Genomic DNA, 25,295 nt, shown 5'->3' on the forward strand with positions numbered 1-25,295 from the left:
TGGTGAACGAGACCAAGCTCCTGGAATACCTCAAGCGGGTCACGGCCGACCTGGACGAGGCCAACCGGCGTCTGAAGGACGCCGAGGACCTCAGCCACGAGCCGATCGCCATCGTCGGCATGGGCTGCCGCTTCCCCGGCGGCGTGCACTCCGCCGAACAGCTGTGGACCCTCCTCGCCGACGGCACCGACGCGCTCGCCCCCTTCCCCGACGACCGCGGCTGGGACCTCGCCGCGCTCTACGACCCGGACCCCGACCGGGCCGGCACCAGCTACGTCCGCGAGGGCGGCTTCCTCGCCGGCGCCACCGACTTCGACCCCGCCTTCTTCGGCATCAGCCCGCGCGAGGCCCGCGCCATGGACCCCCAGCAGCGGCTGCTGCTCGAGGTCGCCTGGGAGGCCCTGGAGCGATCCGGCCTCGACCCGGCCGCCCTGCGCGGCAGCCGGGCCGGCGTCTTCGTCGGCACCAACGGCCAGGACTACGGCACCCTGTTCGGCTCGGCCCCGGAAGAGGGCCTCGAAGGCTACATCGGCACCGGCAACGCGGCGAGCGTGCTCTCCGGCCGGCTGTCCTACGTACTCGGTCTCGAAGGCCCCGCGGTCACCGTCGACACCGCCTGCTCGTCCTCCCTGGTGTCCCTGCACCTGGCGGCCGAGGCACTGCGCCGCGGCGAATGCGCCCTGGCCCTCGCGGGCGGCGCCACGGTGATGGCCACCCCCCGGGTCTTCGTCGAGTTCAGCCGGCAGCGCGGGCTCGCCGCCGATGGCCGCTGCAAGCCCTTCGCCGCCGCCGCGGACGGCACCGGCTGGGGCGAGGGCGCGGGCCTGCTCGTCCTCGAACGGCTCTCCGACGCCCGGCGCAACGGCCGCCCCGTCCTCGCGGTCCTGCGGGGCTCGGCGGTCAACCAGGACGGCGCCTCCAACGGGCTCACCGCCCCCAACGGCACCGCCCAGCAGCGCGTCATCCGCCGGGCCCTGGCCAACGCCCGGCTGTCCCCGGACATGGTCGACGCGGTCGAGGCCCACGGCACCGGCACCAGGCTCGGCGACCCCATCGAGGCGCACGCCCTGCTCGCCACCTACGGCCGCAAGCGCAACGCCGACCGGCCGCTGTGGCTGGGCTCGGTCAAGTCGAACCTGGGCCACACCCAGGCCGCGGCGGGCGTCGCCGGGGTGATGAAGATGGTCCTCGCCATCCAGCACGGCACCCTGCCCAAGACCCTGCACGTGGACGAGCCGACGCCGCACGCGGACTGGTCGGCGGGCGGCGTACGCCTGCTGACCGAGCCCACGCCCTGGCCCGAGACGGGCGAACCGCGCCGCGCCGGCGTGTCGGCCTTCGGCGTCAGCGGCACCAACGCCCACCTGATCGTCGAGCAGGCCGCGCCCGAGGACGCCCGGCCCCAGGACCGTACGCACGAGCCGCGGGCGCCGCGCACCACCGCCGCCCCGTGGCTGCTGTCGGCCCACACCCCCGAGGCACTGCGCGCGCGGGCCGCCCAACTCCGCTCGTACGCACAGGACCACCCGGAGCTGGACCCCGCCGACCTGGCCCACTCCCTTTCCCTGTCGACGCCCTTCGCCCACCGGGGCGTGGTCCCGGGCGCCGACCGGGAGGAACTCGTCGAGGGCGTGGCCTCCGGCGGCACGTGCGCCTTCCTGTTCTCGGGGCAGGGTGCGCAGCGTGCGGGGATGGGGCGTGAGCTGTACGCGGCCCAGCCGGTGTTCGCGGCGGCTTTTGACGAGGTGTGCGCCCACTTCGACCTCCCGTTGAAGGAGATCGTCTTCGGGGAGGGGGAGGCGGTTCACCGCACCGAGTTCACGCAGCCGGCCCTGTTCGCTCTCGAGGTGGCGTTGTACCGGCTGGTGGAGTCCTTCGGTGTGCGTCCGGATTTCGTGGCGGGTCACTCGATCGGTGAGATCGCGGCCGCGCATGTGGCGGGGGTGCTGTCCCTGGCGGACGCGGCCCGTCTGGTGGCGGCGCGCGGTGCGCTGATGGGTGCGCTGCCGGAGGGCGGGGCGATGGTGTCCGTGCTGGCCGGTGAGGACGAGGTGCGCCCGCTGCTGTCGGCCGAGGTGGACATCGCGGCGGTCAACGGCCCCCCTTCGGTGGTGGTTTCGGGTGCGGAGGACGCGGTTCTGGCCGTGGCCGCGCAACTGGCCGCGCGGGGTCGCAAGACCAAGCGGCTGACGGTCTCGCACGCCTTCCACTCGCCGCTGATGGAGCCGATGCTGGAGGCGTTCCGCGAGGTCGCGGAGTCCCTGACCTACGCCGCGCCCGCCATTCCGGTCGTCTCCAACGTGACCGGCGGGCAGGTCGAGGAGTTCACGGCCGACTACTGGGTGGAGCACGTCCGGGCAGCTGTCCGTTTCGGCGACGGTGTCGCCCACCTGGCCGCACAGGGCGTCGCCCACTTCCTGGAGCTCGGCCCGCAGGGCGTCCTCGCCGCCATGGCGGGGGAGTCCCTCCCCGACGCCTTCTCCGGACTGCTGGCCCCCGTCCTGCGCAAGGACCGTCCCGAGCCCGAGGCCTTCCTGGGCGCCCTCGCCGAAGCCTGGACCCGCGGCCTCCCCGTCGACTGGACGCCCCTGCTCCCCGGACGCCGCGTCGACCTGCCCACCTACCCCTTCCAGCGGCAGCGCTACTGGCCCGGGACGACCGCGCCCGGCGACGTGACCGCCGCCGGCCTGGGACCGGCCGACCACCCCCTGCTCGGAGCCATGGTCACGCTGGCCGAGGCGGACCAGGTCCTGTTCACCGGCCGCCTCTCCCTGCGGACCCACCCCTGGCTCGCCGACCACGCCGTCCTGGGCACCGTGTTCGTCCCCGGCACCGCCTTCGTGGAGCTGGCCGTCCGCGCCGGCGACCAGGTCGGCTGCGCCCGCCTCGAAGAACTCACCATCGAGGCGCCGCTGGTCCTCCCCGACCAGGGCGCGGTCCAGCTCCAGGTCGGAGTCGGACCCGCGGACGCGGACGGCCGCCGCTCCCTGACCTTCCACTCCCGCGGCGCCGACGAGCCGTGGACCCGGCACGCCACCGGCACCCTGACGGCCGCCCCTTCCCCGGCCACCGCCCCGCCCGCCGGCCCCGACCTGAGCGCATGGCCCCCCGCGGGCGCCGAACCGGTGTCCGTCGAGGGGCTCTACGACCACCTCGTCGAGGTCGGCTTCGGCTACGGACCCGCCTTCCAGGGGCTGCGGGCGGCATGGCGCCGCGGCGAGGAAGTGTTCGCCGAGGTACGTCTGCCGGCCGAGGCCGAAGCCGCCCGCTTCGGCCTCCACCCCGCCCTGCTGGACGCCGCCCTGCACGCCGTCGGGCTCGGTGACTTCGTCACCGACGGCGCCGCGAGCCTCCCGTTCTCCTGGCGCGGCGTGACCCTCCACGCGGCCGGAGCCGCGGCGCTGCGCGTACGGCTGTCGCCGGCCGGCCCCGACAGCGTGTCCCTGGACGCCGCCGACCGCACGGGTGCCCCGGTGGCCACCGTCGAGGCGCTCGCCCTGCGCCCGGCCGCGGCACAGCGCACGCACCGGCACCGCGACTCCCTCTTCCGCGTCGACTGGGCCGCCCTGCCCCGGCCGGCCGGGGCAGGGCAGCCGGCCGGCGCCCCGCCGCGCTGGATCGCCTCGGCCGCCGACCTGGCCGCGCTGGACACCGTGCCCGACGCCGTGTTCGTCCGCTGCCCCCGCACCGGCGGCGACCTGGTCCCCGCGGCCCACACCGGTGCGCACCGCGTTCTGGAACTCCTCCAGGCCTGGCTCGCCGACCCCCGGTGCGCCTCCTCGCAGCTGGTCCTGGTGACCCGCGGCGCCCTGGCCGTCCGGCGGGGCGAGACGGTCCGCGACCTCGGCCAGGCGCCGCTGTGGGGCCTCGTCCGGTCGGCGCAGGCCGAGAACCCGGGCAGCTTCCGCCTGATCGACGTCACCGCCCCGGAGGACGACCGGGACGACGATCCGGACGGCACCCCGGACGGCACCCCGGACGACCACCGGGACTTCTCCGCCGCACTGAACGCCCTCCTGACCCTCGACGAACCGCAACTCGCGCTCCGTGACGGCACGCCGTACGCCCCCAGGCTGGCCCGAGTCCCCGCCCCCGCCCCCGCCGAGCCGCGGGCCTGGGACCCCGACGGCACGGTCCTGATCACCGGTGGCACCGGCGGCCTCGGGGCCCTGCTGGCCCGCCACCTGGTGACCGGACACGGCGCACGCCACCTCGTGCTGGCCGGCCGGCGCGGCCCGGCCGCCGAGGGCGCCGGCGAACTCGCCGCCGAGCTCACCGCCGCCGGCGCCCACGTGCGGATCGAGGCCTGCGACGTCGGCGACCGCGCCGACCTGGCGCGGCTGCTCGCCCGGATCACCGCCGAACGGCCGCTGACGGCGGTCGTGCACGCGGCCGGCGTCCTCGACGACGGCGTGATCGGCTCGCTGGCACCCGACCGGCTGGACACCGTGCTGCGCCCCAAGCTCGACGCGGCCTGGCACCTGCACGAGCTGACGCGGGACGCCGACCTGGCGGCGTTCGTGCTGTTCTCCTCGGCCGCCGGCGTCTTCGGCGCCCCCGGACAGGCCGGCTACGCCGCCGCGAACGCCTTCCTCGACGCGCTCGCCCAGCACCGCACCGCGCAGGGCCTCAGCGCCGTGTCCCTGGCCTGGGGCCTGTGGGCGGAGGGCGGCGGCATGGGCGGCCGACTGGCCGACAGCGACAGCCGGCGCATCACCGGCTCCGGCGTCGGCGCGCTGTCCGCCGCCGACGGCCTGGAACTCTTCGACCTCGCGGGCGGCCTCGACGAGCCCCTCCTCGTCCCCGCCCGCCTGGACCTCGACCGGCCGCCGGGCGCGGCGCGCAACGCCACACCCCCCGCACTGCTGCGCGGCCTCGTCCGCGGCCCCGCCCGCCGGGCGGCCGCGTCCGGCCCGTCCACCCCGCGGACCCAGTGGACCGGACAGCAGCTCGCCGAGCTGGTCCGTACGCACGTCAGCGCCGTACTGGGCCACGCGAGCACGCGGGCGGTCGACCTCGGCCAGGCGTTCACCGAGCTCGGCTTCGACTCCCTCACCGCGGTCGAACTCCGCAACCGGCTCACCACCGAGACGGGCCTGCGGCTCTCGGCCACCCTCATCTTCGACTACCCCACCCCGGCCGCCCTCGTGGAGCACCTGCGCGCCGGACTGACCGGGGCACCGGCCGCCGACGCCCCCGCCCCGGCCGCCGCCGTCCCCGGCGCCGGCACCGACGACCCCATCGCGATCGTCGGCATGAGCTGCCGCTACCCCGGCGGAGTGCGTTCGCCCGAGGACCTGTGGCAGCTGGTGGCCGCGGGCGGCGACGGCATCGCCGCGTTCCCCACCGACCGCGGCTGGGACCTGGACGGCCTCTTCGACGCCGACCCCGACGCGGCCGGCCGCTCGTACGTCAGCGAAGGCGGCTTCCTCTACGACGCCGCCGAGTTCGACGCCGGCTTCTTCGGGATCTCGCCCCGCGAGGCCCTCGCCATGGACCCGCAGCAGCGGCTCCTCCTGGAAACCGCCTGGGAGGCCTTCGAACGCGCCGGCATCGACCCGACGTCCGTGCGCGGCACCGCCACCGGCGTGTTCGCCGGCGTCATGTACCACGACTACGCCTCCCGCCTGGGCGAGGTCCCCGAGGGCATCGACGGCTACCTCAGCACCGGCAACGCCGGCAGTGTCCTGTCCGGCCGCATCTCCTACGTCCTCGGCCTGGAGGGCCCGGCCGTCACCGTCGACACCGCCTGCTCGTCCTCCCTCGTCGCCCTGCACCTGGCCTCCCAGGCCCTGCGGTCCGGCGAATGCACGATGGCCCTGGCCGGCGGCGCGACCGTGATGGCCACCCCCAACACGTTCGTGGAGTTCTCCCGGCAGCGCGGCCTCGCCTTCGACGGCCGCTGCAAGTCCTTCGCCGCGGCCGCGGACGGCACCGGCTGGGGCGAGGGCGCGGGCATGCTGCTGCTGGAGCGGCTCTCCGACGCCCGCCGCAACGGCCACCGGGTCCTCGCGGTGATCCGCGGCTCCGCCGTCAACCAGGACGGCGCCTCCAACGGGCTCACCGCCCCCAACGGCCCCTCCCAGCAGCGCGTCATCCGCCAGGCCCTGGGCAACGCCGGCCTGAGCGTCGGGGACGTCGACGCCGTCGAGGCCCACGGCACCGGCACCAAGCTCGGCGACCCGATCGAAGCGCAGGCCGTGCTCGCCACGTACGGGCAGGACCGGCCCGCGGACCAGCCGCTGTGGCTGGGCTCCCTCAAGTCCAACATCGGCCACACCCAGGCCGCCTCCGGCGTCGGCGGCGTCATCAAGATGGTCGAGGCGATGCGCCACGGCCTCCTGCCCCGCACCCTCCACGTCGACGAGCCCACCCCGCACGTCGACTGGACGGCCGGCGGCGTACGCCTGCTGACCGAGCCCGTGCCCTGGCCCGAGACCGGACGGGCCCGCCGCTCGGGGGTGTCCTCGTTCGGGGTCAGCGGCACCAACGCCCACGTCATCGTGGAACAGGCCCCCCTCGACGGGGCCACCGCCCCCGCCGGGCCCGCCCCCCGGCCGGCCCCCGCACCGGGCACGGCACTGCCGTGGGTGCTGTCCGCCAAGACCGACGAAGCCCTGCGCGACCAGGCCCGCAACCTCCTCGCCGCCCTGGGCGGCCTGACCGCGCCACGGTCCCCCGGGGACGGCCCCCACCACCCCCTCGCCGACATCGGCGGCTCCCTCGCGACCTCCCGCGCCGCACTGGAGCACCGGGCCGCCGTGGTGGCCGACGACCCCGCCGCCTTCGCCGAAGGGCTGACGGCCCTGGCCGCGGGCGAGCCCTCCCCGCGCCTGCTGCGAGGATCGTCGCGCACCGCCGCGAAAGCCGTCTTCGTCTTCCCCGGCCAGGGCTCCCAGTGGGCCGGCATGGCCCACGGACTGCTCGCCTCCGCACCGGTGTTCGCCAACCGGCTGGCCGCCTGCGAACGGGCCCTCGCGCCCTACGTGGACTGGTCGCTGCGCGAAGCCCTCGCCGACGAGACCGCCCTGGCCCGGGTCGACGTGGTCCAGCCCGCCCTGTGGGCGGTGATGGTCTCCCTCGCCGAGCTGTGGCGCTCCCACGGAGTGGAACCGGCCGCCGTGGTCGGCCACTCCCAGGGCGAGATCGCCGCCGCCTGCGTCGCCGGAGCGCTCACCCTCGACGACGCGGCCCGCGTCGTCGCCCTGCGCAGCAAGGCCCTCCTGGCCCTCTCAGGCCGCGGGGGCATGGTCTCCCTGCCGCTGTCCCGCGAGGAGGCCGCCGCACACCTGGGCGAGCGGCTCTCGCTCGCCGCCGTCAACGGCCCCCGCTCCGTGGTGGTCTCCGGCGATCCCGAGGCCCTCGACGCGGTACTCGCCGGCGTCGAGGGCGCCCGCCGGATCCCCGTGGACTACGCCTCCCACTCCGCCCACGTCGAGGAGATCCGTACGGACGTCCTGGACGCCCTCGCCGGGATCGCCCCCCGCCCGGCCGGGATCCCGTTCCTGTCCACGGTCGACGGCACCTGGCTGGACGGCACCGAACTGGACGGGCGGTACTGGTACCGCAACCTCCGCCAGAGCGTCCTGCTCGCCGACGTCACCGACACCCTCGTCGACGCGGGCTACGGCGTGTTCATCGAGGTCAGCCCGCACCCCGTCCTCGTCCACGGTCTGCCCGACACGGCGTTGGGCTCCCTGCGCCGCGGCGACGGCGGCCCCGACCGCTTCACGGCGGCCCTCGCCGAGGCGCACGTCCACGGCGTGCCGGTCGACTGGGACACCGTCTTCCCCGGCGCCCGGCGGGTCGACCTGCCCACGTACGCCTTCCAGCGCGAGCGGTACTGGCTGGAGGGCACCGATGCCGCGGGCGACATGGCCTCCGCGGGCCTGGGCGAGGCCGGGCACCCCCTGCTCGGCGCGATGGTGACGGTCGCCGCCTCCGACGACCTCCTGTTCACCGGCCGGCTGTCGGTGGCCGCGCAGCCCTGGCTGGCCGACCACGCGGTGGCCGGCACCGTCCTGCTGCCCGGCACCGCCTTCGTGGAACTGGCCCTGCACGCGGGCCTCCGGACCGGCCACGGCCACCTGGAGGAACTGACGCTGGAAGCCCCGCTGGTGCTGCCCGAGCGGGGCGGCGTCCAGGTCCAGCTCGCCGTGGGCCCCGCCGGCCCGGACGGCCGGCGCACGATCGTCACGTACGCCCGTTCCGACCAGGAGGACGGCGAACCCTGGACCCGCCACGCCACCGGCGTCCTGTCCACCGCCCCGGCCACTTCCCCGGTGCCCGCCACCACCGGCGGCCAGTGGCCGCCGGCCGGCGCCGAACCCGTGGACCTGACCGGCTTCTACGACGGGCTCACCGACTCCGGACTCGGCTACGGGCCCGCCTTCCAGGGCCTGCGTGCCGCCTGGCGGCTCGGCGACGAGGTGTACGCCGAGGTCGGCCTCGACCGCGGCCGGCAGGACGCCGCGAGCCGCTTCGGTCTCCACCCGGCCCTCCTCGACGCCGCCCTGCACGCCGTGGGCCTGGGCTCCTTCCTCGACGGCCCCGGCGTCCGCCTCCCCTTCTCCTGGAACGGCGTCCACCTCCACACGGCCGGCGCGCGCGACCTGCGCGTCCGGCTGAGCCCCGCGGGCGGCGACGCCGTCTCCCTCACCGTCACCGACACGGCCGGCTCGACGGTGGCCACCGTCGACTCACTGGCCCTGCGCCCGGTGGCCACGGAACACCTCGCGCACCGGGACACCCTGTTCACCGTGGACTGGGTCGCGGCCCCGGCGGCCGAGCCCGTGCCCGCGGGCGCGGTGTGCGAGGTGGACACCTCCGCCGGTGTGCGCGCGGCCGTGGGCCGGGCCCTGGAGGTGCTCCAGGACTCCCTCGCGGGCGCGGGGGAGGAGCGCGTGGTGTTCGTGACCCGCGGGGCCGTGGGCGACGGCGCCGGTGATCCGGCGGGTGCGGCGGTGTGGGGCCTGGTGCGCTCGGCGCAGTCGGAACACCCCGGCCGCTTCCACCTCCTGGACCTGGACGGGGACGTGGACCCGGCGCCGTACCTGACCCGTGCGGAGCCGCAGGCGGCGGTGCGCCGGGGAGTGGTGCGGGTTCCGCGCCTGTCCCGGGCCTCCGCCGCCCCCGTCTCCGGGGGCCTGTCCTTCACCCCCGGCGGCACGGTCCTGGTCACCGGGGGTACCGGAACGCTGGGCCGGGCGGTGGCCCGCCACCTGGTGAGGGAACACGGCGTCCGCCACCTGCTGCTGGCGAGCCGCTCGGGCGGTGCCGGGGATTTGGTCGCCGAGCTGTCGGAGCTGGGGGCCTCGGTCACCGTCGCCGCCTGTGACGCCGCCGACCGCGAGGCCCTCGCCGCCCTCCTGGCCGGGATTCCGGCCGCGCACCCGCTCACCGCCGTCATCCACACCGCGGGCGTCCTCGACGACGGGGTGATCGAGTCCCTCACCCCGGAACGCCTTGACGCGGTGCTGCGCCCGAAGGCCGATGCCGCCCGGAACCTCCACGAGCTCACCGCCGGACTGGACCTGTCGGCGTTCGTTCTCTTCTCGTCCGCCTCGGGCCTGCTCGGTGCCCCCGGCCAGGGCAACTACGCGGCCGCCAACGCCTACCTGGACGCCCTCGCCCAGTACCGGCGCTCCCTGGGCCTGCCCGGTATCTCCCTCGCCTGGGGCCTGTGGGCCGAGCGCAGCGGCATGACCGGATCCCTCGACGCCGGTGACGTCGACCGCATCCACCGCGGCGGCATGGCCGCCCTCACCACCGAAGAGGCCCTCGCCCTCCTCGACACGGCCCCCGCCCACGACCGGGCCCTGGCGGTGCCGATCCGCCTGGACCTGCCCGCCCTGCGCACCCGCGCCCGGCACGAGGCGCTCCCGCCCCTGCTGCACGGCCTGGTGCCGGCCCCGCTCCGGCGGACGGCGGGCACCCCGTCCGCCGTCCCCGCCGTCGACCCGGAGGACCTGCCGGCCCTCGTACGGGCACACACGGCGGCCGTCCTCGGGCACGGCTCCGCCGACCGGATCGAACCGGACCGCACGTTCCTGGAGATGGGCTTCGACTCGCTGACCTCGGTGCGCCTGCGCGGCAGCCTCAACGCCGCGACCAGCCTGAGACTGTCCGCGACGGCCGTCTTCGACCACCCCACCCCCGCCGACCTGGCCGAGCACATGCGCGGCGAACTCGCGGCGGCCCGGACCCCGCGGACACGGGAACCCGTACGGCCGCCCGAGCCGGCGCAGCCCATCGCCGCGCTCTACCGGCAGGCCTGCGCGGACGGCAAGGTCAAGGAGGCCACCGACCTGCTCGTCGCGGCCTCCCTGCTGCGCCCGTCCTTCACCGCGGACGGCACGGACGGCGCCCCGGCACCGGTCACCCTGTCCGGCGGCACTGGCGGATCCGGCGGTCCGGCGCTGATCTGCCTGCCCTCGGTCACCGCACTCTCCAGCCCCCACCAGTTCGCCCGCTTCGCCGCGCCCTTCCGCGGGCACCGGGACGTCCACGTCCTCCCGCTCCCGGGCTACGGCGAGGGCGAGCCGCTGCCCGCCACCGCCGGCGCCCTCGTCGCGCACGTGGCCGCCGCGGTCCTGCGCCTCGCGGACGGCGCACCGTTCGCGCTGGCCGGGTACTCCTCGGGCGGCTGGCTCGCCCAGGAGGTCACCGCCCACCTCGAACGCGGCGGCACCGCCCCCGCCGGGCTGGTGCTGCTCGACACGTTCCTGCCCGGCGACGCGGCCCGGCCCGCGTTCCGCTCCCGGATGACGGACGCCATGTTCGAACGGGAGGACGCCTTCGGCTGGATGACCGACCTCAGGCTCACGGCCATGGGCGGCTACTTCCGGCTCTTCCCGGCCTGGCGGCCCACCGCCACCGACGTCCCGACGCTGCTCGTCAGGGCGGGCCGTTCCCTGGTCGACGGCGGGGACCACCAGGCGTCCTGGCCGCTGCCCCACACGGCCGTGGACGTGCCGGGTGACCACTTCACGATGATGGAGGACGACGCGCGCGCCGCTGCCGCCGTCGTCGGCCACTGGCTGACGGAGACCGTGGCATGACGACCCGCACCGCACCCGCACCCCGCACCGGCCTCGGCCGCGACGTCTGGAAGGCCGCCACGGTCGTGATCGTGGGAGCGACGATGTCGTTCCTCGACTCGACGATCGTCAACGTCGCGCTCAACGCGCTCGGTACGGACTTCCGGGCGCCGCTGAACACCGTCCAGTGGGTGGTCACCGCCTACCTCCTCGCCGTCGCCGCGGTCATCCCCGTCTCCGGCTGGGCGGCCCGCCGCTTCGGCGCCCGCCGCACCTACGTGGCCGCCGTCGTCCTGTTCACCCTGGGCTCCGCGCTCTGCGCGGCCGCCCAGGACGCCGGACAGCTCATCGCCTTCCGCGCGGTCCAGGGCCTCGGCGGCGGGCTCATCATGCCCGTCGGGCAGATGATCCTGGCCCGCACGGCCGGGCCGCGGAACATGTCCCGGGTCATGGCGACGGTGGGCGTACCCATCGTCCTGGCCCCGGTCTTCGGCCCCTTCATCGGCGGGCTCCTGCTGCACTACACCGACTGGAGGTGGATCTTCCTGGTCAACCTGCCCGTGGGCGCCGCCGCCGTCCTGTGCGCCGTGTGCCTCCTGCCGGCCGACCGCCCCGAGGCGGCCCCGCCGCTGGACGTCCCGGGCCTGGCCGCGGTCTCCACCGGGATGGCCGTCCTGACCTACGGCCTGGGCAGCACCGACACCGGCTCCCTCACCGTGCCCCTGCTTTCCGTCGCCGCCGGTACCGCCCTGCTCGTCCTCTTCACCATCCGTACCCTCCGCACCGCCCACCCGCTCTTCGACATCCGCCTCTACCGGGACCGGGTCTTCCGCGCCGCCTCCCTCACCACGTTCTTCCTCTCCATGGGCATGTACGCGGGCATGGTGCTGATGCCGCTGTACTTCCAGGACGTCCGGCACGAGGACCCGGTCGCGACCGGCATGCTGCTGGTGCCGTCGAGCATCGGCGCGGCGGCGGCCACCTGGCTCTCGGGCCGGGCCGCCGAACGCCTCGGCACCGGCCGGACCGCCCTCGTCGGCGCCGGGCTCAGCCTGGCGGCCGCGGTGCCGTTCGTGTTCGTCGGCGCCGGCACGTCCTACGCGGTGATCGGGACGGCCATGACCGTCTCCGGATTCGGCGCCGGCCTGTCCGTCATGCCCGCCATGACCAGCGCGTTCCGCAGCCTCGACCCGCAGAAGATCAGCGACGCCTCACCGCAGCTCAGCATCCTGCAACGGCTGGGCGGTTCGCTCGCCACGGCGGTCCTCGTCACCGTCCTGCAGCGCGGCCTCGACGGTGCGGACGGCCACCCGCGCGAGAAGGCCTCCGCCTTCGCCGTCACCTTCGGATGGTCCCTGGCCCTCGCCGCCGTGGCCGTGCTGTCCGCCGTCCTGCTCGTCCGGGCCCAACGCCGTCCGGCCGCCCCCGAACCCACCCGCTGAGGGGAACCCGCATGCCCGTCACCACAGAGCCCGCCCCCACGGAGACAACGGCCTTCCTCACCCGGCTCAACGAGGAGGTCCTGCTCCACCGGATCGACGCCCTCGACGACCAGATCATCGGCCTGATCGCCCACCGCGCCGCCCTCGTCCACGAGATCCAGCGCGACCGGACCGCAGCCGGCGGCCCCGGCACCCGCCTGTCCCGGGAAACGCGGGTCATCGCCCGGTACAGCAACAGCCTCGGCCGCCCCGGCGTCGAGCTGGCCCTCCTCCTGCTGAACCTGTGCCGCTACCGGGGCAGGGGCTCGGCGGCCGCCGCCCAGGCGGCCCGCCACTCCTGAACCCGCGGTGAGGGGCCGGCGGCCACGCCGGCCCCCACCCACCCGGTCACCGGCCGCAGCCCGTGCAGCGCGTTGACGACCCACACCTCGCGCCCGCTCAGCTCACCCGGCCGCACCCGGCACCGCCGCACCGGGATCCCCAGCCCGCCGGCGCGCCGCACCGCCCACGCCGCCGTCACCCCCGGCAGGACCGGCAGCGCGGGATCGACCACGCACAGCACGTCCCCGTCCCACCACACCAGGTTCGCCGTGGCCGTCTCCCGTACGACGCCGTCGTCGCCGACCAGCAGCGCGTCATCGGCGCCCGCCGCGACGGCCCGCGCCCGCAGCGCCCCCAGCGCGTACAGGTCCGGCCCCTTGCGCCGGGGCGTGCGCCGCGGATCCTCGCCCCCGGTCCACAGCCGTACCGCGTTCGTCCGCGCGGGCGCCACGCGCAGCCGCAGCAGCAGCCGTCCGCCCACCAGCTCCACCCGGGGGAACCAGCACCCCCGCCGGGGCAGCGCCCGGGCGACGGCCTCCGGGAAACCCTCCGGTCCGGGCCCGCCCGCCTCGGCCACGGACGCGCCGAACCGCCGCCAGTGCGCGGGCAGTTCCCGTACCCGCCCGTCCTCGACGAGCCAGGAGTCGGCCACCTCCGGCTCCCCGGCCGCCTCGCCCTCGACGAGCCCTCCCGGGCCGTACAGGAGGACCCGCTCCCCGCTTCCACCGGCACCCGCCGGCCCCGTTCCCATGCGTGGAGCATAGAGCGCCGCACGCCCCCTTGCGTACACCGTACCCATTGTGCGTACAGTGTGCGCAACGCTGGAACGGTGTACGCGCCGAGTGGGCCTCATCAACGGGACGCACCGACGAAGGACGAAAGGGAACGACCCATGGAAACCAGGAACCCCCGCCGCTGGTGGATCCTGATCGTGCTGTGCCTGAGCTCACTGGTCCTGGTGGTCGACTCCATGGCCCTGACCGTCGCGGTGCCGGTCCTGACCACGGACCTCGGCGCGAGCGCGCAGGACACCCAGTGGATCCTCGACTCCTACATCCTGGTCTTCGCCGGGCTCCTGCTCACCTCCGGCAGCCTCGGCGACCGCTTCGGCCGGCGCCTGGTCATGCTGGTCGGGCTGGTCCTCTTCGGCGCGGCGTCCCTGGCCGCGACCTACTGCTCCAACCCGGGCGAGGTGATCGCCGTACGCGTCGCGATGGGCGTCGGCGGCGCGCTCATCATGCCGTCCACCCTCTCCATCCTCATCACCGTCTTCGAGGAGGACGAGCGGCCCAAGGCGATGGCGGCCTGGGGCTCGGTCTCCATGCTCGGCCTCGTGGGCAGCCCCGTCCTCGGCGGCGTCCTGATCGACCACTTCTCCTGGCAGTCGATCTTCTTCATCAACGTCCCGGTCGTCGTCCTCGCCGTGATCGCCGCCCTCACCCTGATGCCCGAGTCCAAGGGGCCCTGGCAGAAGCCCGACCCGCTGGGCGCCGTCCTCTCCGCCGTCGGCATGACCGCCCTGGTCTGGTGGATCATCGAGATCCCGAAGCACGGCGCCTTCGAGGGACGCTCCTCGCTCACCCTCGCCGTCGCCGCGGCCTGCCTCGCCGGCTTCGTGATCTGGGAGAACGTCACCCCCTCCCCGATGGTCCCGCTGCTCCTCTTCAAGAACCGCAACTTCAGCGGCGGTTCGCTCTCCCTGACCCTCGTCCAGATCGGCAACGGCGGCCTGCTGCTGGTCCTGACGCAGTACCTGCAGTTCGTCCTCGGCTACTCGCCCCTCAAGGCGGGCCTCGCCTTCGTCCCGCTCGCCGTGGCCGCCCTGGTCGGCAACGGAGCGGGCGCCGGCCTCGCCTCCAAGGTGGGCAACCGCCCCCTGATCGTGGGCGGCATGATCGTGATGGCCGCCTCCTTCGCCCTGCTGACCACCGCCTCCCCCGACTCCGGCTTCACCGTCCCGGCGGTCGCCCTCGGCCTGCTCGGCCTCGGCGCGGGCGCGGCCATGCCGGCCGCCGTCGGCGCCCTGATGGCCACCATCCCCGAGGAGAAGGCGGGCGTCGGCTCGGCCCTCAACGACACCATCGGGCAGGCGGGCAGCGCCCTCGGCATCGCGATCCTCGGCTCGCTCCTCGCCTCCGGGTTCGCCGCCGAGATGCCGGCCGGACTGCCCGAGGAGGCAACGCACTCCATCGCCGGAGCCCTGGCCGTCGCCGGCGGGGACCAGGGCATGGTGCGCACGGCCCGCGAAGCCTTCGTCACCTCGATGTCCACGACCTTCACCATCAGCGCCGCCGCCATCCTGGCCGCTGCGGTCCTCGCCGTCGTGGTCATGCGGGACCACAAGAAGGCCGAGCCCACCCAGCCCGCCCCGTCCGCGCCCGCGGCCGCCTGACCGGCGCCCGCCACGCCGTACGAAGAGGCCCGCGCCCCGAGGGGGGCGCGGGCCTCTTCCCGCACCGCGCGGCTCAGCGGCCGGGAGGCGCCACGGCGGTGCCGGCGGCCGCTCGGCGGTGCCGGCGGCCGCGGGGTGTCACGGCTTGTCGAAGGTGTAGAACCGCCGGTGGTCCAGCATGTCGGCCGGGGTCACGTTGTTCCACGGGGGCAGCGCGCCCCGCAGGTCGATCACGTTCGGCGTCCGGGTCGCGGGCAGGTAGCCGGCCTTCGGGTTGCGGGCCTGCCAGTCCGCCCACAGCTTGTCGATGAAGGCGTGGTGCAGCCAGAACACCGGGTCGTTGGGGGAGGCCGCGGAGGCCATGTGGCCGCCCACCCACACGTGGACCCGGTTGTGCAGATTGGCCCCGCGCCAGCCCTCCAGGTGGTTGCGGAACCCGCTCGAGGCGCTGTTCCAGGGCGCGGTGTCGTACACCGGCATGGCGAGCACCGCGTCGACCTCGGCCCTGGTCGGCAGCTGCGGCACCCCCGACCCCAGGACGCGCCGCAGGTAGTCGCGCCGGTCCACGCCCACCGTCACGGCCCACTTCCCGCCCGTGGAGGCGAAGGGCCCGTCGAGCACCTGCCCGTCCCGGCCCCGCCGGGTGCCGCCCATGAAGTCGGCCGCCCACAGGGAGGAGTCGGGCGCCCGGTCGGCGGTCCAGTCCCAGTACGGCAGCGCGACGTTGCGGTCCACCCGCTGCAGGGCCGCCTCGAAGTCCAGCAGGAAGCGCCGGTGCCAGGGCAGGAAGGACGGCGTGCGGTGCCCGATCCGGTTGCCGAAGTCCGTGTCGTTCATCAGGTAGTAGTTGTGGGCGTTGACGTACCGGTCGTAGACGCCGGTCCGCTTCAGCTCCAGCAGCGCGTTGACGAAGGCGCGCTTCTCGTCCGGGGTCAGCACGGCCTGGTTCTTGCGTACGGTCACAGCCGGGGAGCCTCTTTCGCGACGAACGGCGCGAGTTCGGCGCCCTGGAGATCACGGATGGCGGCGCGGGCGGCCGCGACCGGGTCCGGGAAGCTCTCGTAGTGGTTGACGACGGTGACCCAGCTGCCGTCCGCGTTGCCCATCAGGTGCAGCTCCTTGCCGTCGATCCTGACGGTGGGAACCGCGACGCCGTGGTGGCCGCCGGCGCCCACCGTGATCTGGATGCGGCGCCCCTCGTACACCTCGTCGATGCCGCCGGTGGGCAGGGAAAGCGGCTTCCCCGGGGCCCCGGAGGCCCCGGGGGCACCTGACGCCCCGGCAGCCGGGGCCGGATCCGGCGAGGACGAGCAGGCGCCCAGCCCCAGGGCCGCGGCCGTCCCGGCACCTATCCCCAGAGCCTGTCGGCGAGTGATCTTCTTCATGGCCTGAAGAAGTACCAGAAGGCCGGATCCCGTCGATCAGTGCCCCCTGCACGGTCTTTCCGGGCCGGCCGGCCCCCTGGCCGGACGGGCGCGTCTGCCGGGCCGGCGTCCGCCGGTGGACTACAACGGAGGGCGTGCACGAGAGCGAGGGACGGCCCGGACGACGCCGGCTGATCCTGGGCCTGGCCGCCGCCGCGATCACCGCACGGCCCGGCCCGCCGGCCCGTGCGGCCACCCGCCCCGAGGGCCCCGTACGCCGGCAACCCCCGGACGGCGGCCTGGACGTCACGGCGGAGAACGCGCTCCCCGGCTCCCCGGGCTGGCGGATCACCCGCCCCGGCCCGGCCCGGGCCGTCGAGGGCTTCGCCGAGCGGGTGTCGCTGCGCCCCGGAGAACCGCTCGGCCTGAGGGTGTCGACCACCTCCGCGTCCTACACCGTCTCCGCCTACCGGATGGGCTGGTACGGCGGCGCCCGGGCCCGCCTGGTGTGGCGCTCCGCCCCGCTCCCCGGCGTCCGCCAGCCCCCCGCCACCACGGACCCCGAGACCCGCACGGCCGGCGCCCCCTGGCGCCGGACGGCGCTGGTGGACACCTCCGGCTGGCCGGAGGGCGCCTACCTGCTGCGCCTGGACACCACCGACGGGCTGGCCCAGCGGTTCGTGCCGGTCACCGTACGCTCCGCCGCCACGGCCGGCCGTACCGTACTGACGCACGCCGTGGCCACCTGGCAGGCCTACAACCGCTGGGGAGGCGCGGACCTGTACAAGGGCAGGACGCGCGAGAAGGCGTCGAGGTCCCTGCGGGTCACCTTCGACCGGCCCTACTCCAACAGGAACGGCGCCGGCCAGTTCCTCGTCTACGAGGCACCCGTGGTCGCCCTCGCCGAACGGCTCGGCCTGCCCCTCGCCTACGCGACCGGCATCGACGTGGCACGGGACCCGGAACTGCTGTGCGGAGCGGCCGCGGTGGTCTCCATGGGCCACGACGAGTACTGGAGCCCCGAGCAGCGCCGGCACGTGACGCTCGCCCGCGACACCGGCACCAACCTGGCCGTGCTCGGCGCGAACTGCTGCTACCGGCGGATCCGCCTCGAGGCCTCCCCGGCCGGCCCGGACCGGGTCGTCGTCTGCTACAAGGACGACTACGCCCAGGACCCCGGCTACCAGCGGGGATCCCCGCCCACCCACGACTTCCGGCGGGCACCCGCCGCGGACCCCGAGAGTTCGCTGCTCGGCGTGATCTACGACGGCTACCCGGTCGACGCCCCCTACGTGGTGACCCACCCCGGGCACTGGCTCCTGGAGGGCACCGGAGCCCGCGCCGGCGACAGCTTCCCGCACCTGGTGGGCGTCGAGTACGACCGGGTGAACCCGCGCCACCCCACCCCCCGCCCCATCGAGGTCCTGGCCCGCTCGCCGGTCGTCCGCAAGGGCCGTGCCTCGTACGCGGACACCGCCTACCTCACCCTGCCGGGCGGGGCGGCCGTCTTCGCCACGGGCACCATGCGCTGGGTCGAGGCCCTCGACGCGACCGGGCCCGCGGGCGGCAAGGCCAACCACGGCCTGGACGCCCGCGCCGGGCACTTCACCCGCACCGTCACCGCCAACGTCCTGCGCGCGTTCGCCCGCGGCCCGGCCGGCCTGACCAGACCCGCCCGGGACAATCTGGACACCCTCCCCGGCGCGTAACCCCACCCCCCACCGGCCGCGGCAGTACGGTCCTCCCGCGGCTTCCGCCACCACCTCACCACCACCACGTCAGGGGATGCGCGTTGCGTCGACTCACCGTTGCCCTCACGCTGCTGGCCACCCTCGCCGCCGGCGCCCACTCGGGCTCCCGGGCCCTGTCCGCCGACCACGGCACGGACGCCGGCCACCGGGGCACGAACGTCCTCGTCGTCGGCGTCGACAGCCGCGCGGGCCTCTCCGCCGCCGAGAAGCGCCGGCTGCACGTCGGCGGCAAGGGCTGCGACTGCACCGACGTGATGATGCTCGTCCACCTCTCCGCGAACGGCCGCCGCGCCAGCATCGTCTCCATCCCCCGCGACTCCTACGTCCAGTACCCGCTGCCCGGCCCGCCCCGCTTCGGGAAGATCAACGGGGCGTACGCGATCGGCGGCGGACCGCTGGCCGTACGCACCGTCGAACAGGCCACCGGCCTCCACGTCGACCACTACCTGGAGACCGGTTTCACCGGCTTCGAGCAGACCGTCGACAACCTCGGCGGCGCGACCGTCTGCACCGACCGGCCCCTCCAGGACGAAGGCTCCGGCCTCGACATCCCCGCCGGCGTCCACCGCACCGACGGCAACCAGGCCCTGCGCTACGTCCGCGCCCGGAAGATCACCAACCGGCCCGGAGACCTCGGCCGCGTCCGCCGCCAGCAGCGCACCGTCAACGACCTGCTGGCCCGCCTCACCGCCGAAGGCGCCCTCGCCGGCCCCCTCAGCACGGCCCGTACCGCCCGCACCCTGCTGAAGACCGTACGCACCGACGACCGGACGGACCTGCGCGACCTCGTCCGCATCGGCTGGGCCCTCGGCCGGCTCCGCGCCGAGCGCACCGAGTTCGCCACCGTCCCCATCCGCCTCTTCGACCACCGCGTCCCCGGCGTCGGATCCACCCTGGTCTGGCACGAAGCCCGCGCCGCCGCCCTCTGGGACGCCCTCGCCGAAGACCGCCCGATCACCGGCGACCCCCGCATCCAGCCCGTCCCCGAAACCCCCGCCGACACCAACCCGGCCGGCATCGAGGTCCGCGTCGACGAGCCCGCCGCCGCCGCGGCCCTGACGCGGAGCGGCTTCAAGGTCACCCCCCGGCCCGCACCCCTCGTACGGCCCTCCGGCCCGCCCGTCATCACGTACGCCCCCGGCCGGGGAGCGGACGCGGCCACCCTCGCGGCAGCCCTCCCCGGTGCCCGCCTCCACCCCGCCGCGGACCACGACCAGACCTTCGACGTCACCGTCGGCACCACCCCGGTCCAGGTCCGGACGGTGACCTACGACCGCAACAAGGCGGACGGCGCCCCGGTCACCGCGGACACCCTGCGCTGCCCCGCCACGACCCCCCACCCCGCCCGGCCCACGGGCTGAACCCGGCCCGCGCCGCCCGGGAACACCGAGGGGCCGGCCGCGCACGGCGGCCCCTCACCACCGCACCCCGAGGTCCCGCGCCAAGGCCCGGCAGTCCTCCCGCGCACCGGGACCGAGCAGGTGCCGGACACGGCCGAGCAGCACCAGCAGGTCCGGCCCGTACGCGGCCCGGAAGGCGGAGTCCTCCGCCGCGAGGTCCAGCTCGTTGGCCGCCGTCAGCTCGGCGAAGTCACGCCGAGCCCGTTCCCCCGGCACCAGGCTCCGCCCGCCGTCGAACCGGTCGGTGAACACGGCACCGGCCCGCCCCAGGCCCGGGTAGGTCGCCCCCCGGTCGCACGCGGCGTACAGGTACACCACACCCTCGGCCTCGGCTCCGATCGCCGCCACCACCTCCGGACGGCGCTCCAGCGGCAGCAGCGCCTCGGGAAAGCCGTCGGTCCCGTACACGGCGTGGCACAGCCCGGCGAGCCGGAGCGCCGGCCGCGCCCCCCACGAGGCGAGCCGCTCCCGTACCCGCAGCAGGTGGGCCGCCAGGTCGCCGCCCGGATGGGGAACCCCCTGCGCCCCGCACCGCCGCAGCAACTCCAGGGCCCGCTCGTCGGCGGACGGCACAGCGGTCATGCGACCCTCCCGTGGTCGGCACCCGTCCGGCGCCCACGCCGGTTCCGGACCCGGCCGTGGCCACCGGACAGGGTTGCCGCCTGGGTCCGGGCCCACCGGAATCGTCCGCCCTGCCGGGCATCCAGTCAATCCTGGGGTTTCCTTGCCAACACCCAAGCAATACCTTGGGGTTCATGACCTTGGACGATCTCCGCGTCTTCATCGCCGTATGCCGCGCGGGCAGCCTCAGCGCTGTCGCACGCGAACTGGGGCGCACCCAGTCGGCGGTCAGCCAGCACGTGAAGCGCCTCGAACGCGAAACGGCGACGACCCTGCTCGAACGCCGGCCCCGCGGAGTGGCGCCCACCCCCGCCGGCCGGATCCTCTACGAGGCCGCCGCCGACGGGATCACCGGCCTGGACCAGGCGCTGCGCCGCCTCGGCGACCTGGCGAACGGCGAGGGCGGATCCGTACGCGTCGGCACCGGCGGGGCGACCGTCCGCCACTTCATGGCCGAGGCCATCGTCGACTTCCGCCGCCACCACCCGCGCACCAGCCTGGAGTTCCGCACCGAGACCTCCAGCCGCCGCTGCTTCGAAGCCCTCCTGGCCGGCACCCTGGACCTGGCCTGGGTCACCATCGGCCCCCCGGTGCCCGGCATCGAGCAGCGCCCGGTGGCCGACCTGCCCTGGGTGCTCGCCGTCCGCGCCGGCGACCCGCTCGCCGCCCGCCGGACCATCGACGCCGCCGACCTCACGGACCTCCGCCTCGTCCGGCTGCCCCCGAACTCCCTCTCCGGCGCCCGTCTGGACGCGGCCTTCACCGAACTGGGCGTCCGGGTCGGCTCCGACACCAGCGTCGCGGACTGGGACACCGCGCTCCTGCTGGCCGAACTCGGCCTGGGCCACACGGTCGTACCGCTCGTCCCCGGCCTGCGCGCCGCACCCGAAGGCCCCCTGCGCCTGGTTCCCGTACCCGCCCTGCCGCCCCTCGCGGTCGGCTGGGCGGTCCGCCGCTGGGAGGCCCTCGCCCCGCTGGCCCGCACCTTCGCCGACGCGGTGGGCGAGCGGACCGTCAGCCACGTCCGGCGGTGAACACCAGGGAGCTCACGCACCATCAGCTGCGGCGATCAACGGAGCCGCCGCCGGAGACCGTACCGTCCAGCCGCAGGACGGCGAGGTGTCACCCGCCGGGCGCTCACCCCTCGGGGAGGCGGGCCATCAGGTGGGCGTCGAGGAAACCCCGCTCGGAGGCGGGGTCGTGGAGCAGCCGGGCGAACGTGACCAGCCCGGCCCCGGCCAGCAGCTCGGCGAACCGGTCCACCGGCCAGCCGTAGGCGGGAGCCACCTTGTGGTCGAATCGGACCGGCTCCGGTCCCCCGGTCCCGAAGAACGAGACGAGGAGCAGTCCCCCCGGCATCAGGACGCGCTTCTGCTCCGCGAGCAGCGCGGGCAGTTCCCCCGGCGGGGTGTGGATCATCGAGTAGTGCGCCAGCACACCGCCGAGCACGCCGTCCCCGACCGGCAGCGCCTCCATCCGCGCCTCGTCGAACCGCAGCGCGGGATGGGCCCGCCGGGCGTGGCCGACCATGCCCGGGGAGAGGTCCAGGCCGAAGGCGTCCAGCCCCAGGTCGTGCAGTACGGCCGTCAGATGTCCGGGCCCGCACCCCACATCGGCCGTCCGCGGGTTCCCCGTCCCGCGCACCAGCCCGGCGAAGGTGGTCACCATGGCCCGCGTGAACGGCCGCGTCTCCAACCGGTCGGCGAACAAGGACGCGTACAGATCGACGACCCCGTCGTAGGCCGCCCGGGTCTCGTCCTGGTGTTCCGCCATGGGAGACAAGCTAACACCCCCGTACGGGCACGGCGGTGCGTGGTCCGGGCCGGCCGGGCACGCGGAAGGGCCCGGGCAACGAGTGCCCGGGCCCTTGGCGTCGCGCGCTGTGCCGGCCGCGGCCGGACCGGATCCGGTGACGCCCGTGCCGGGCCGCGAGCGGGGACGGCCCGACGTCGGCGGGTCATCGGGCGTCGCCGCGGCGGTCACCGCGCGACGCGCCGAGCGGCCGCGCGGCGGTCACCGCGCGGCCCGCCCGGGGGTCAGGAGCGCGGCTTCACCAGAGCGACGGCCTCGATCTCCACCAGCTGCTCGGGGAACGCCAGGTCGCTGACCCCGATGATGGTGTCGGTCGTGCGGTGCTTGCCGACGTACTCCTTGTGCAGCTTCGCGGCCGTGTCGAAGTTCTGGCGCAGGTCCTTGGTGTAGATCTTCATGCTGACGATCTGGCTGCGCGGGATCTTGTAGTGCGCGAGGACCTTGTCCATGTTCTCGAACGACGTGCGGACCTGCTTCTCGAAGTCGCCGACGCCCACCAGGTTCCCGGCCGCGTCGTGCGACAGCTGACCCGAGATGTAGACCGTGTCCCCGGCCTTGATGGCCTGCGAGTAGCCGTAGGTCTCCTCCCACGACACCCCGAACCCGAAGTGGTCCCAGCCGCGGCGCGCCGTGTCCTGCGCACTCGCTCCCTGCGGCCCCACAACGGTGATGCCGGCCACCAACGCGGCCACCACAGCGGCGATACCGAACCTGCGCCTCGACTTGGTCATTCCCCTTGTCCTTTCGTCCCCGGTGCTGGAGCTCCGAAGCTGCCAGTCCGCGAACGAGGACCCCTCGAAGGGGAGTCGAACCGGGACACCCGGGACGCCGGCGGTCACCGACGGCGCCGTTCGGGTGAGGGGGAAACGATCCGTTTCCGGGGCGCGCGGGAGCGGGCGGCGGGGGGCCGGGAGCATGTCAGTGCTCGCCGGCCCGGCCGCCGCCGGGGGTCCTCCCGCGGTGCCGGCCGCGCGAGCGGATCCGTGCCAGTGCCAGAGGAAGGACGCGCCGTGCCATTGACCGCCCAGGACGTTGCCCAGGAGCTCGAGGCCGCGAGCAAGGTGGGTGATCCGGAGGCCGACGAACTGGTCTCCGAGCTGATCGACAAGAAGGAGATCGACGGGGTCAACGCCCTGTTCCGTACGATCGCGACCCTCAAGCCCGGTCAGGACCACTCCCATCTCCCCCCGAAGCTGGGCGCGTTCCTCAAGAGCGCGGAGGCCGACCCGCCGGGCTGGAGCGACGCGGACGTCAAGGCCGCGGAGAAGTTCTTCGACCGCCACCGCGGCGAGGTGGCCATGCTCCAGGGCACGGTCGGCCTGATCGGTACGTACCTCTCCCCGACCGGTGCGTTCACCCTGCGCTCCACCGGCCGCCTCGGCGGGGTCGAGGGCCCGGGCCGGCGACTGTCGCAGTCCTCACGCCTGTTCGTCGACATGGACAAGAAGAACGCGCTCACCGACGGCACGCTGAAGGCCAACGTCACCAAGGTCCGCCTCGTGCACGCCTCGGTGCGCCAGCTGCACAAGAAGAGCGGCCAGTGGGACTACGGCAAGTGGGGTGAGCCGGTCTCGCAGAAGTACACCACCGGCGCCGCCTGCGTCTTCTCCGTCCAGGTCCTGGAGGCCATGCGGAACCTGGGCCTCGACGTCTCCAAGGACGACGCCCACGGCTTCATGTGCGCGTGGCACTACGTCAACCACTACCTCGGCACCCCCGAGAAGTGGGTGCTGCCGAAGGACGCCGAGGAGGTGCACCGGCTGTGGACCTCCGAGCGCGACAAGGAGTGGATGAAGACCGACGACGGGGTCTTCATGACCAAGCAGGCCACCGAGTACTACAAGAAGTTCCTGCCCGGCCCCTCCCACGACGCGTTCCTCGCCATGGTCCGCACCGCCCTCGGCGACAAGTACGCCGACATGGCCGGCCTGCCCAAGGGCCTGCTGTCCGCCGCGGGCAAGCCCCTCGCCGCCGGGCACAAGGCCGTCAGCGGGATCGGCGGCGGCCTCTTGGGCGGCGGCGCGGAGAAGGCCACCGGGGTCAACCCCTACAAGGACGTCCTCGGCCTCGCCTCGACCGCGTTCCGCGACATGGAGAAGGCCGCGCTCACCCAGGGCCAGGACGACCAGCCCCAGATGCACCAGGAACTCGGCGACAACCGCTGACCCGCCCCGGTCGACGGCGCAGGCTCCGAACCGGGGACGGACACCCCTTCGTCCCCGGCGAGGAGGAAGGCTCCGAGGGCCTCCCGGAGGCCGGGAGGGGCATCACCCGTGCAGCAGCGGGCGCAGTTCGGCGTGGGCCCAGCCGGCGAGCCGGGTGGGCGTGGTGGTCAGCAGGTCACGGGGCTGCTCCGGCACCAGGTCCCGTGAGCCGGCCGCCATCCCGACGATGCCCTCCACCGCCGAGTCGGGCAGCCCGGCCGCGCGCAGGGCGTCCCGCACCGCGTCGTCGCCGACCCGGTCCACCCGGACGGTGCGCCCGAGCGCGGCGGTCAGGATCCGCGCGACCTGGTGGAAGGTGAGGTCCTCGGGCCCGTGGACGGCCTGTACCACCCGGCCCCGCCACGAGTCGTTCAGCAGCCGGGCCGCGACCACGTCCCCGACGTCACGCGGATCCACCCACGGCATCGGCCGTCCCGGGTCGAACGCGGTGCTCAGCACGCCGCGGGAAAGCCCCTCGAGGTCGAGCAGCAGGTTGGTGAAGAAGTACGCGCACCGCAGGTGCAGCACGTCGGCTCCGGCGGCGTCGAGTTCCGCCTCGATCCCGGCCAGCCCGTCGATGTGCCCGACGCCGTGCCGCTTCTCCGCCCCGACGCTGCTGAGCAGCACGACCCGCCCCACGTCACCGGCCCGGACCGCCCGCGCCAACGGCGCCGCGGTCGCCAGCGAGGTCCCGATCGGGTCCGCCGCCGTGTGCGGGGTGGGATCCACCCAGAAGACGGAACGCGCCCCCGCCACCGCCTTCCGGACGAACCCGGGGTCCGTGAGGTCGCCCGGGCACACGTCGACCCGCCCGCGGGTCTCCTCGTCCAGGCGGGCGGGGTCGCGGACCAGGACGCGGGGGCGGACGCCCGCCTGGAGCAGCAACCGCACCACGCGCGATCCCACGTGTCCGGTCGGTGTGGTCACCACGATGCCCATCGAGCCGTCC

Annotated in this window: 15 protein-coding genes; 8 read left to right on the forward strand and 7 right to left on the reverse strand. The window is 75.1% G+C overall.

Annotated elements, in window-relative coordinates:
- The first annotated feature begins 2 nt into the window (after nt 1–2).
- The 3 genes from ACZ4WZ_RS26665 to ACZ4WZ_RS26675 are packed head-to-tail and all read left to right on the forward strand — an operon-like array spanning nt 3 to nt 12,822.
- A complete protein-coding gene (locus ACZ4WZ_RS26665) occupies nt 3–11,060 on the forward strand; it encodes an SDR family NAD(P)-dependent oxidoreductase (RefSeq protein ID WP_467894205.1) in 11,058 nt (3,685 codons plus the stop codon).
- Complete coding sequence (locus ACZ4WZ_RS26670) at nt 11,057–12,481, forward strand: DHA2 family efflux MFS transporter permease subunit (RefSeq protein WP_467894103.1); 1,425 nt, start codon at nt 11,057–11,059, stop codon at nt 12,479–12,481. Before ACZ4WZ_RS26665 ends, ACZ4WZ_RS26670 begins: the two co-directional genes overlap by 4 nt.
- Before the next feature lie 11 nt (nt 12,482–12,492).
- Entirely contained in the window at nt 12,493–12,822 is a 330-nt protein-coding gene (locus tag ACZ4WZ_RS26675; RefSeq protein ID WP_467894104.1) for a chorismate mutase, read from the forward strand.
- Here the strand turns inward: ACZ4WZ_RS26675 and ACZ4WZ_RS26680 are convergent.
- Nucleotides 12,771–13,553 (reverse strand): aminotransferase class IV, encoded by a 783-nt coding sequence (locus ACZ4WZ_RS26680; protein ID WP_467894105.1) that lies wholly within the window; start codon nt 13,551–13,553, stop codon nt 12,771–12,773. The two genes, ACZ4WZ_RS26675 and ACZ4WZ_RS26680, sit on opposite strands and share 52 nt — an antisense overlap.
- Before the next feature lie 141 nt (nt 13,554–13,694).
- On the opposite strand from ACZ4WZ_RS26680, the gene ACZ4WZ_RS26685 reads away from it, so the two are divergent.
- The gene (locus tag ACZ4WZ_RS26685; RefSeq protein WP_467894106.1) at nt 13,695–15,194 is read left to right on the forward strand and encodes an MFS transporter; all 1,500 of its coding nucleotides are present in this window, start codon (nt 13,695–13,697) and stop codon (nt 15,192–15,194) included.
- Between the two features lie 138 nt (nt 15,195–15,332).
- On the opposite strand, the gene melC2 is transcribed toward ACZ4WZ_RS26685, so the two are convergent.
- Together melC2 and melC1 are read right to left on the reverse strand one after the other, a co-directional pair.
- Nucleotides 15,333–16,157, reverse strand: a complete 825-nt coding sequence (melC2, locus tag ACZ4WZ_RS26690; RefSeq protein WP_467894108.1) for a tyrosinase MelC2 — start codon at nt 16,155–16,157, stop codon at nt 15,333–15,335.
- Entirely contained in the window at nt 16,154–16,579 is a 426-nt protein-coding gene (gene melC1, locus ACZ4WZ_RS26695) for an apotyrosinase chaperone MelC1 (protein WP_467894109.1), read from the reverse strand. Before melC1 ends, melC2 begins: the two co-directional genes overlap by 4 nt.
- A gap of 134 nt (nt 16,580–16,713) precedes the next feature.
- Here melC1 and ACZ4WZ_RS26700 point away from each other — a divergent pair, with 134 nt between their 5' ends.
- Both ACZ4WZ_RS26700 and ACZ4WZ_RS26705 read left to right on the forward strand, forming a co-directional pair.
- On the forward strand, nt 16,714–18,267 hold the full coding sequence (locus ACZ4WZ_RS26700) for a N,N-dimethylformamidase beta subunit family domain-containing protein (RefSeq protein ID WP_467894110.1): 1,554 nt from the start codon (nt 16,714–16,716) through the stop codon (nt 18,265–18,267).
- A gap of 83 nt (nt 18,268–18,350) precedes the next feature.
- On the forward strand, nt 18,351–19,670 hold the full coding sequence (locus tag ACZ4WZ_RS26705) for an LCP family protein (protein ID WP_467894111.1): 1,320 nt from the start codon (nt 18,351–18,353) through the stop codon (nt 19,668–19,670).
- Between the two features lie 54 nt (nt 19,671–19,724).
- Here ACZ4WZ_RS26705 and ACZ4WZ_RS26710 read toward each other — a convergent pair whose 3' ends face one another.
- On the reverse strand, nt 19,725–20,291 hold the full coding sequence (locus ACZ4WZ_RS26710; protein ID WP_467894112.1) for a DUF6817 domain-containing protein: 567 nt from the start codon (nt 20,289–20,291) through the stop codon (nt 19,725–19,727).
- Nucleotides 20,292–20,464: 173 nt separating this feature from the next.
- Between ACZ4WZ_RS26710 and ACZ4WZ_RS26715 the strand changes: the two genes are divergently transcribed.
- Nucleotides 20,465–21,364, forward strand: a complete 900-nt coding sequence (locus ACZ4WZ_RS26715) for a LysR family transcriptional regulator (protein WP_467894114.1) — start codon at nt 20,465–20,467, stop codon at nt 21,362–21,364.
- Between the two features lie 103 nt (nt 21,365–21,467).
- On the opposite strand, the gene ACZ4WZ_RS26720 is transcribed toward ACZ4WZ_RS26715, so the two are convergent.
- Together ACZ4WZ_RS26720 and ACZ4WZ_RS26725 are read right to left on the reverse strand one after the other, a co-directional pair.
- Nucleotides 21,468–22,103: a class I SAM-dependent methyltransferase gene (locus ACZ4WZ_RS26720; protein ID WP_467894116.1), complete on the reverse strand. Its 636-nt coding sequence runs from the start codon at nt 22,101–22,103 to the stop codon at nt 21,468–21,470.
- Between the two features lie 263 nt (nt 22,104–22,366).
- Complete coding sequence (locus tag ACZ4WZ_RS26725) at nt 22,367–22,873, reverse strand: RidA family protein (RefSeq protein WP_388946076.1); 507 nt, start codon at nt 22,871–22,873, stop codon at nt 22,367–22,369.
- A gap of 279 nt (nt 22,874–23,152) precedes the next feature.
- On the opposite strand from ACZ4WZ_RS26725, the gene ACZ4WZ_RS26730 reads away from it, so the two are divergent.
- On the forward strand, nt 23,153–24,307 hold the full coding sequence (locus ACZ4WZ_RS26730) for an oxygenase MpaB family protein (protein ID WP_467894117.1): 1,155 nt from the start codon (nt 23,153–23,155) through the stop codon (nt 24,305–24,307).
- A 102-nt stretch (nt 24,308–24,409) separates the two neighbouring features.
- On the opposite strand, the gene ACZ4WZ_RS26735 is transcribed toward ACZ4WZ_RS26730, so the two are convergent.
- A complete protein-coding gene (locus ACZ4WZ_RS26735; protein WP_467894118.1) occupies nt 24,410–25,285 on the reverse strand; it encodes an NmrA family NAD(P)-binding protein in 876 nt (291 codons plus the stop codon).
- Between the last annotated feature and the right edge of the window lie 10 nt (nt 25,286–25,295).

The organism is Streptomyces sp. NPDC029122 (assembly GCF_055569445.1).

Coding starts and splice junctions, on each gene's coding strand:
- ACZ4WZ_RS26720 (WP_467894116.1), bottom strand. CDS start 22,103: ATGGCGGAACACCAGGACGAGACCCGGGCGGCCTACGACGGGGTCGTC.
- melC1 (WP_467894109.1), bottom strand. CDS start 16,579: ATGAAGAAGATCACTCGCCGACAGGCTCTGGGGATAGGTGCCGGGACG.
- ACZ4WZ_RS26725 (WP_388946076.1), bottom strand. CDS start 22,873: ATGACCAAGTCGAGGCGCAGGTTCGGTATCGCCGCTGTGGTGGCCGCG.
- ACZ4WZ_RS26685 (WP_467894106.1), top strand. CDS start 13,695: ATGGAAACCAGGAACCCCCGCCGCTGGTGGATCCTGATCGTGCTGTGC.
- ACZ4WZ_RS26680 (WP_467894105.1), bottom strand. CDS start 13,553: ATGGGAACGGGGCCGGCGGGTGCCGGTGGAAGCGGGGAGCGGGTCCTC.
- ACZ4WZ_RS26735 (WP_467894118.1), bottom strand. CDS start 25,285: ATGGGCATCGTGGTGACCACACCGACCGGACACGTGGGATCGCGCGTG.
- ACZ4WZ_RS26710 (WP_467894112.1), bottom strand. CDS start 20,291: ATGACCGCTGTGCCGTCCGCCGACGAGCGGGCCCTGGAGTTGCTGCGG.
- ACZ4WZ_RS26670 (WP_467894103.1), top strand. CDS start 11,057: ATGACGACCCGCACCGCACCCGCACCCCGCACCGGCCTCGGCCGCGAC.
- ACZ4WZ_RS26675 (WP_467894104.1), top strand. CDS start 12,493: ATGCCCGTCACCACAGAGCCCGCCCCCACGGAGACAACGGCCTTCCTC.
- ACZ4WZ_RS26715 (WP_467894114.1), top strand. CDS start 20,465: ATGACCTTGGACGATCTCCGCGTCTTCATCGCCGTATGCCGCGCGGGC.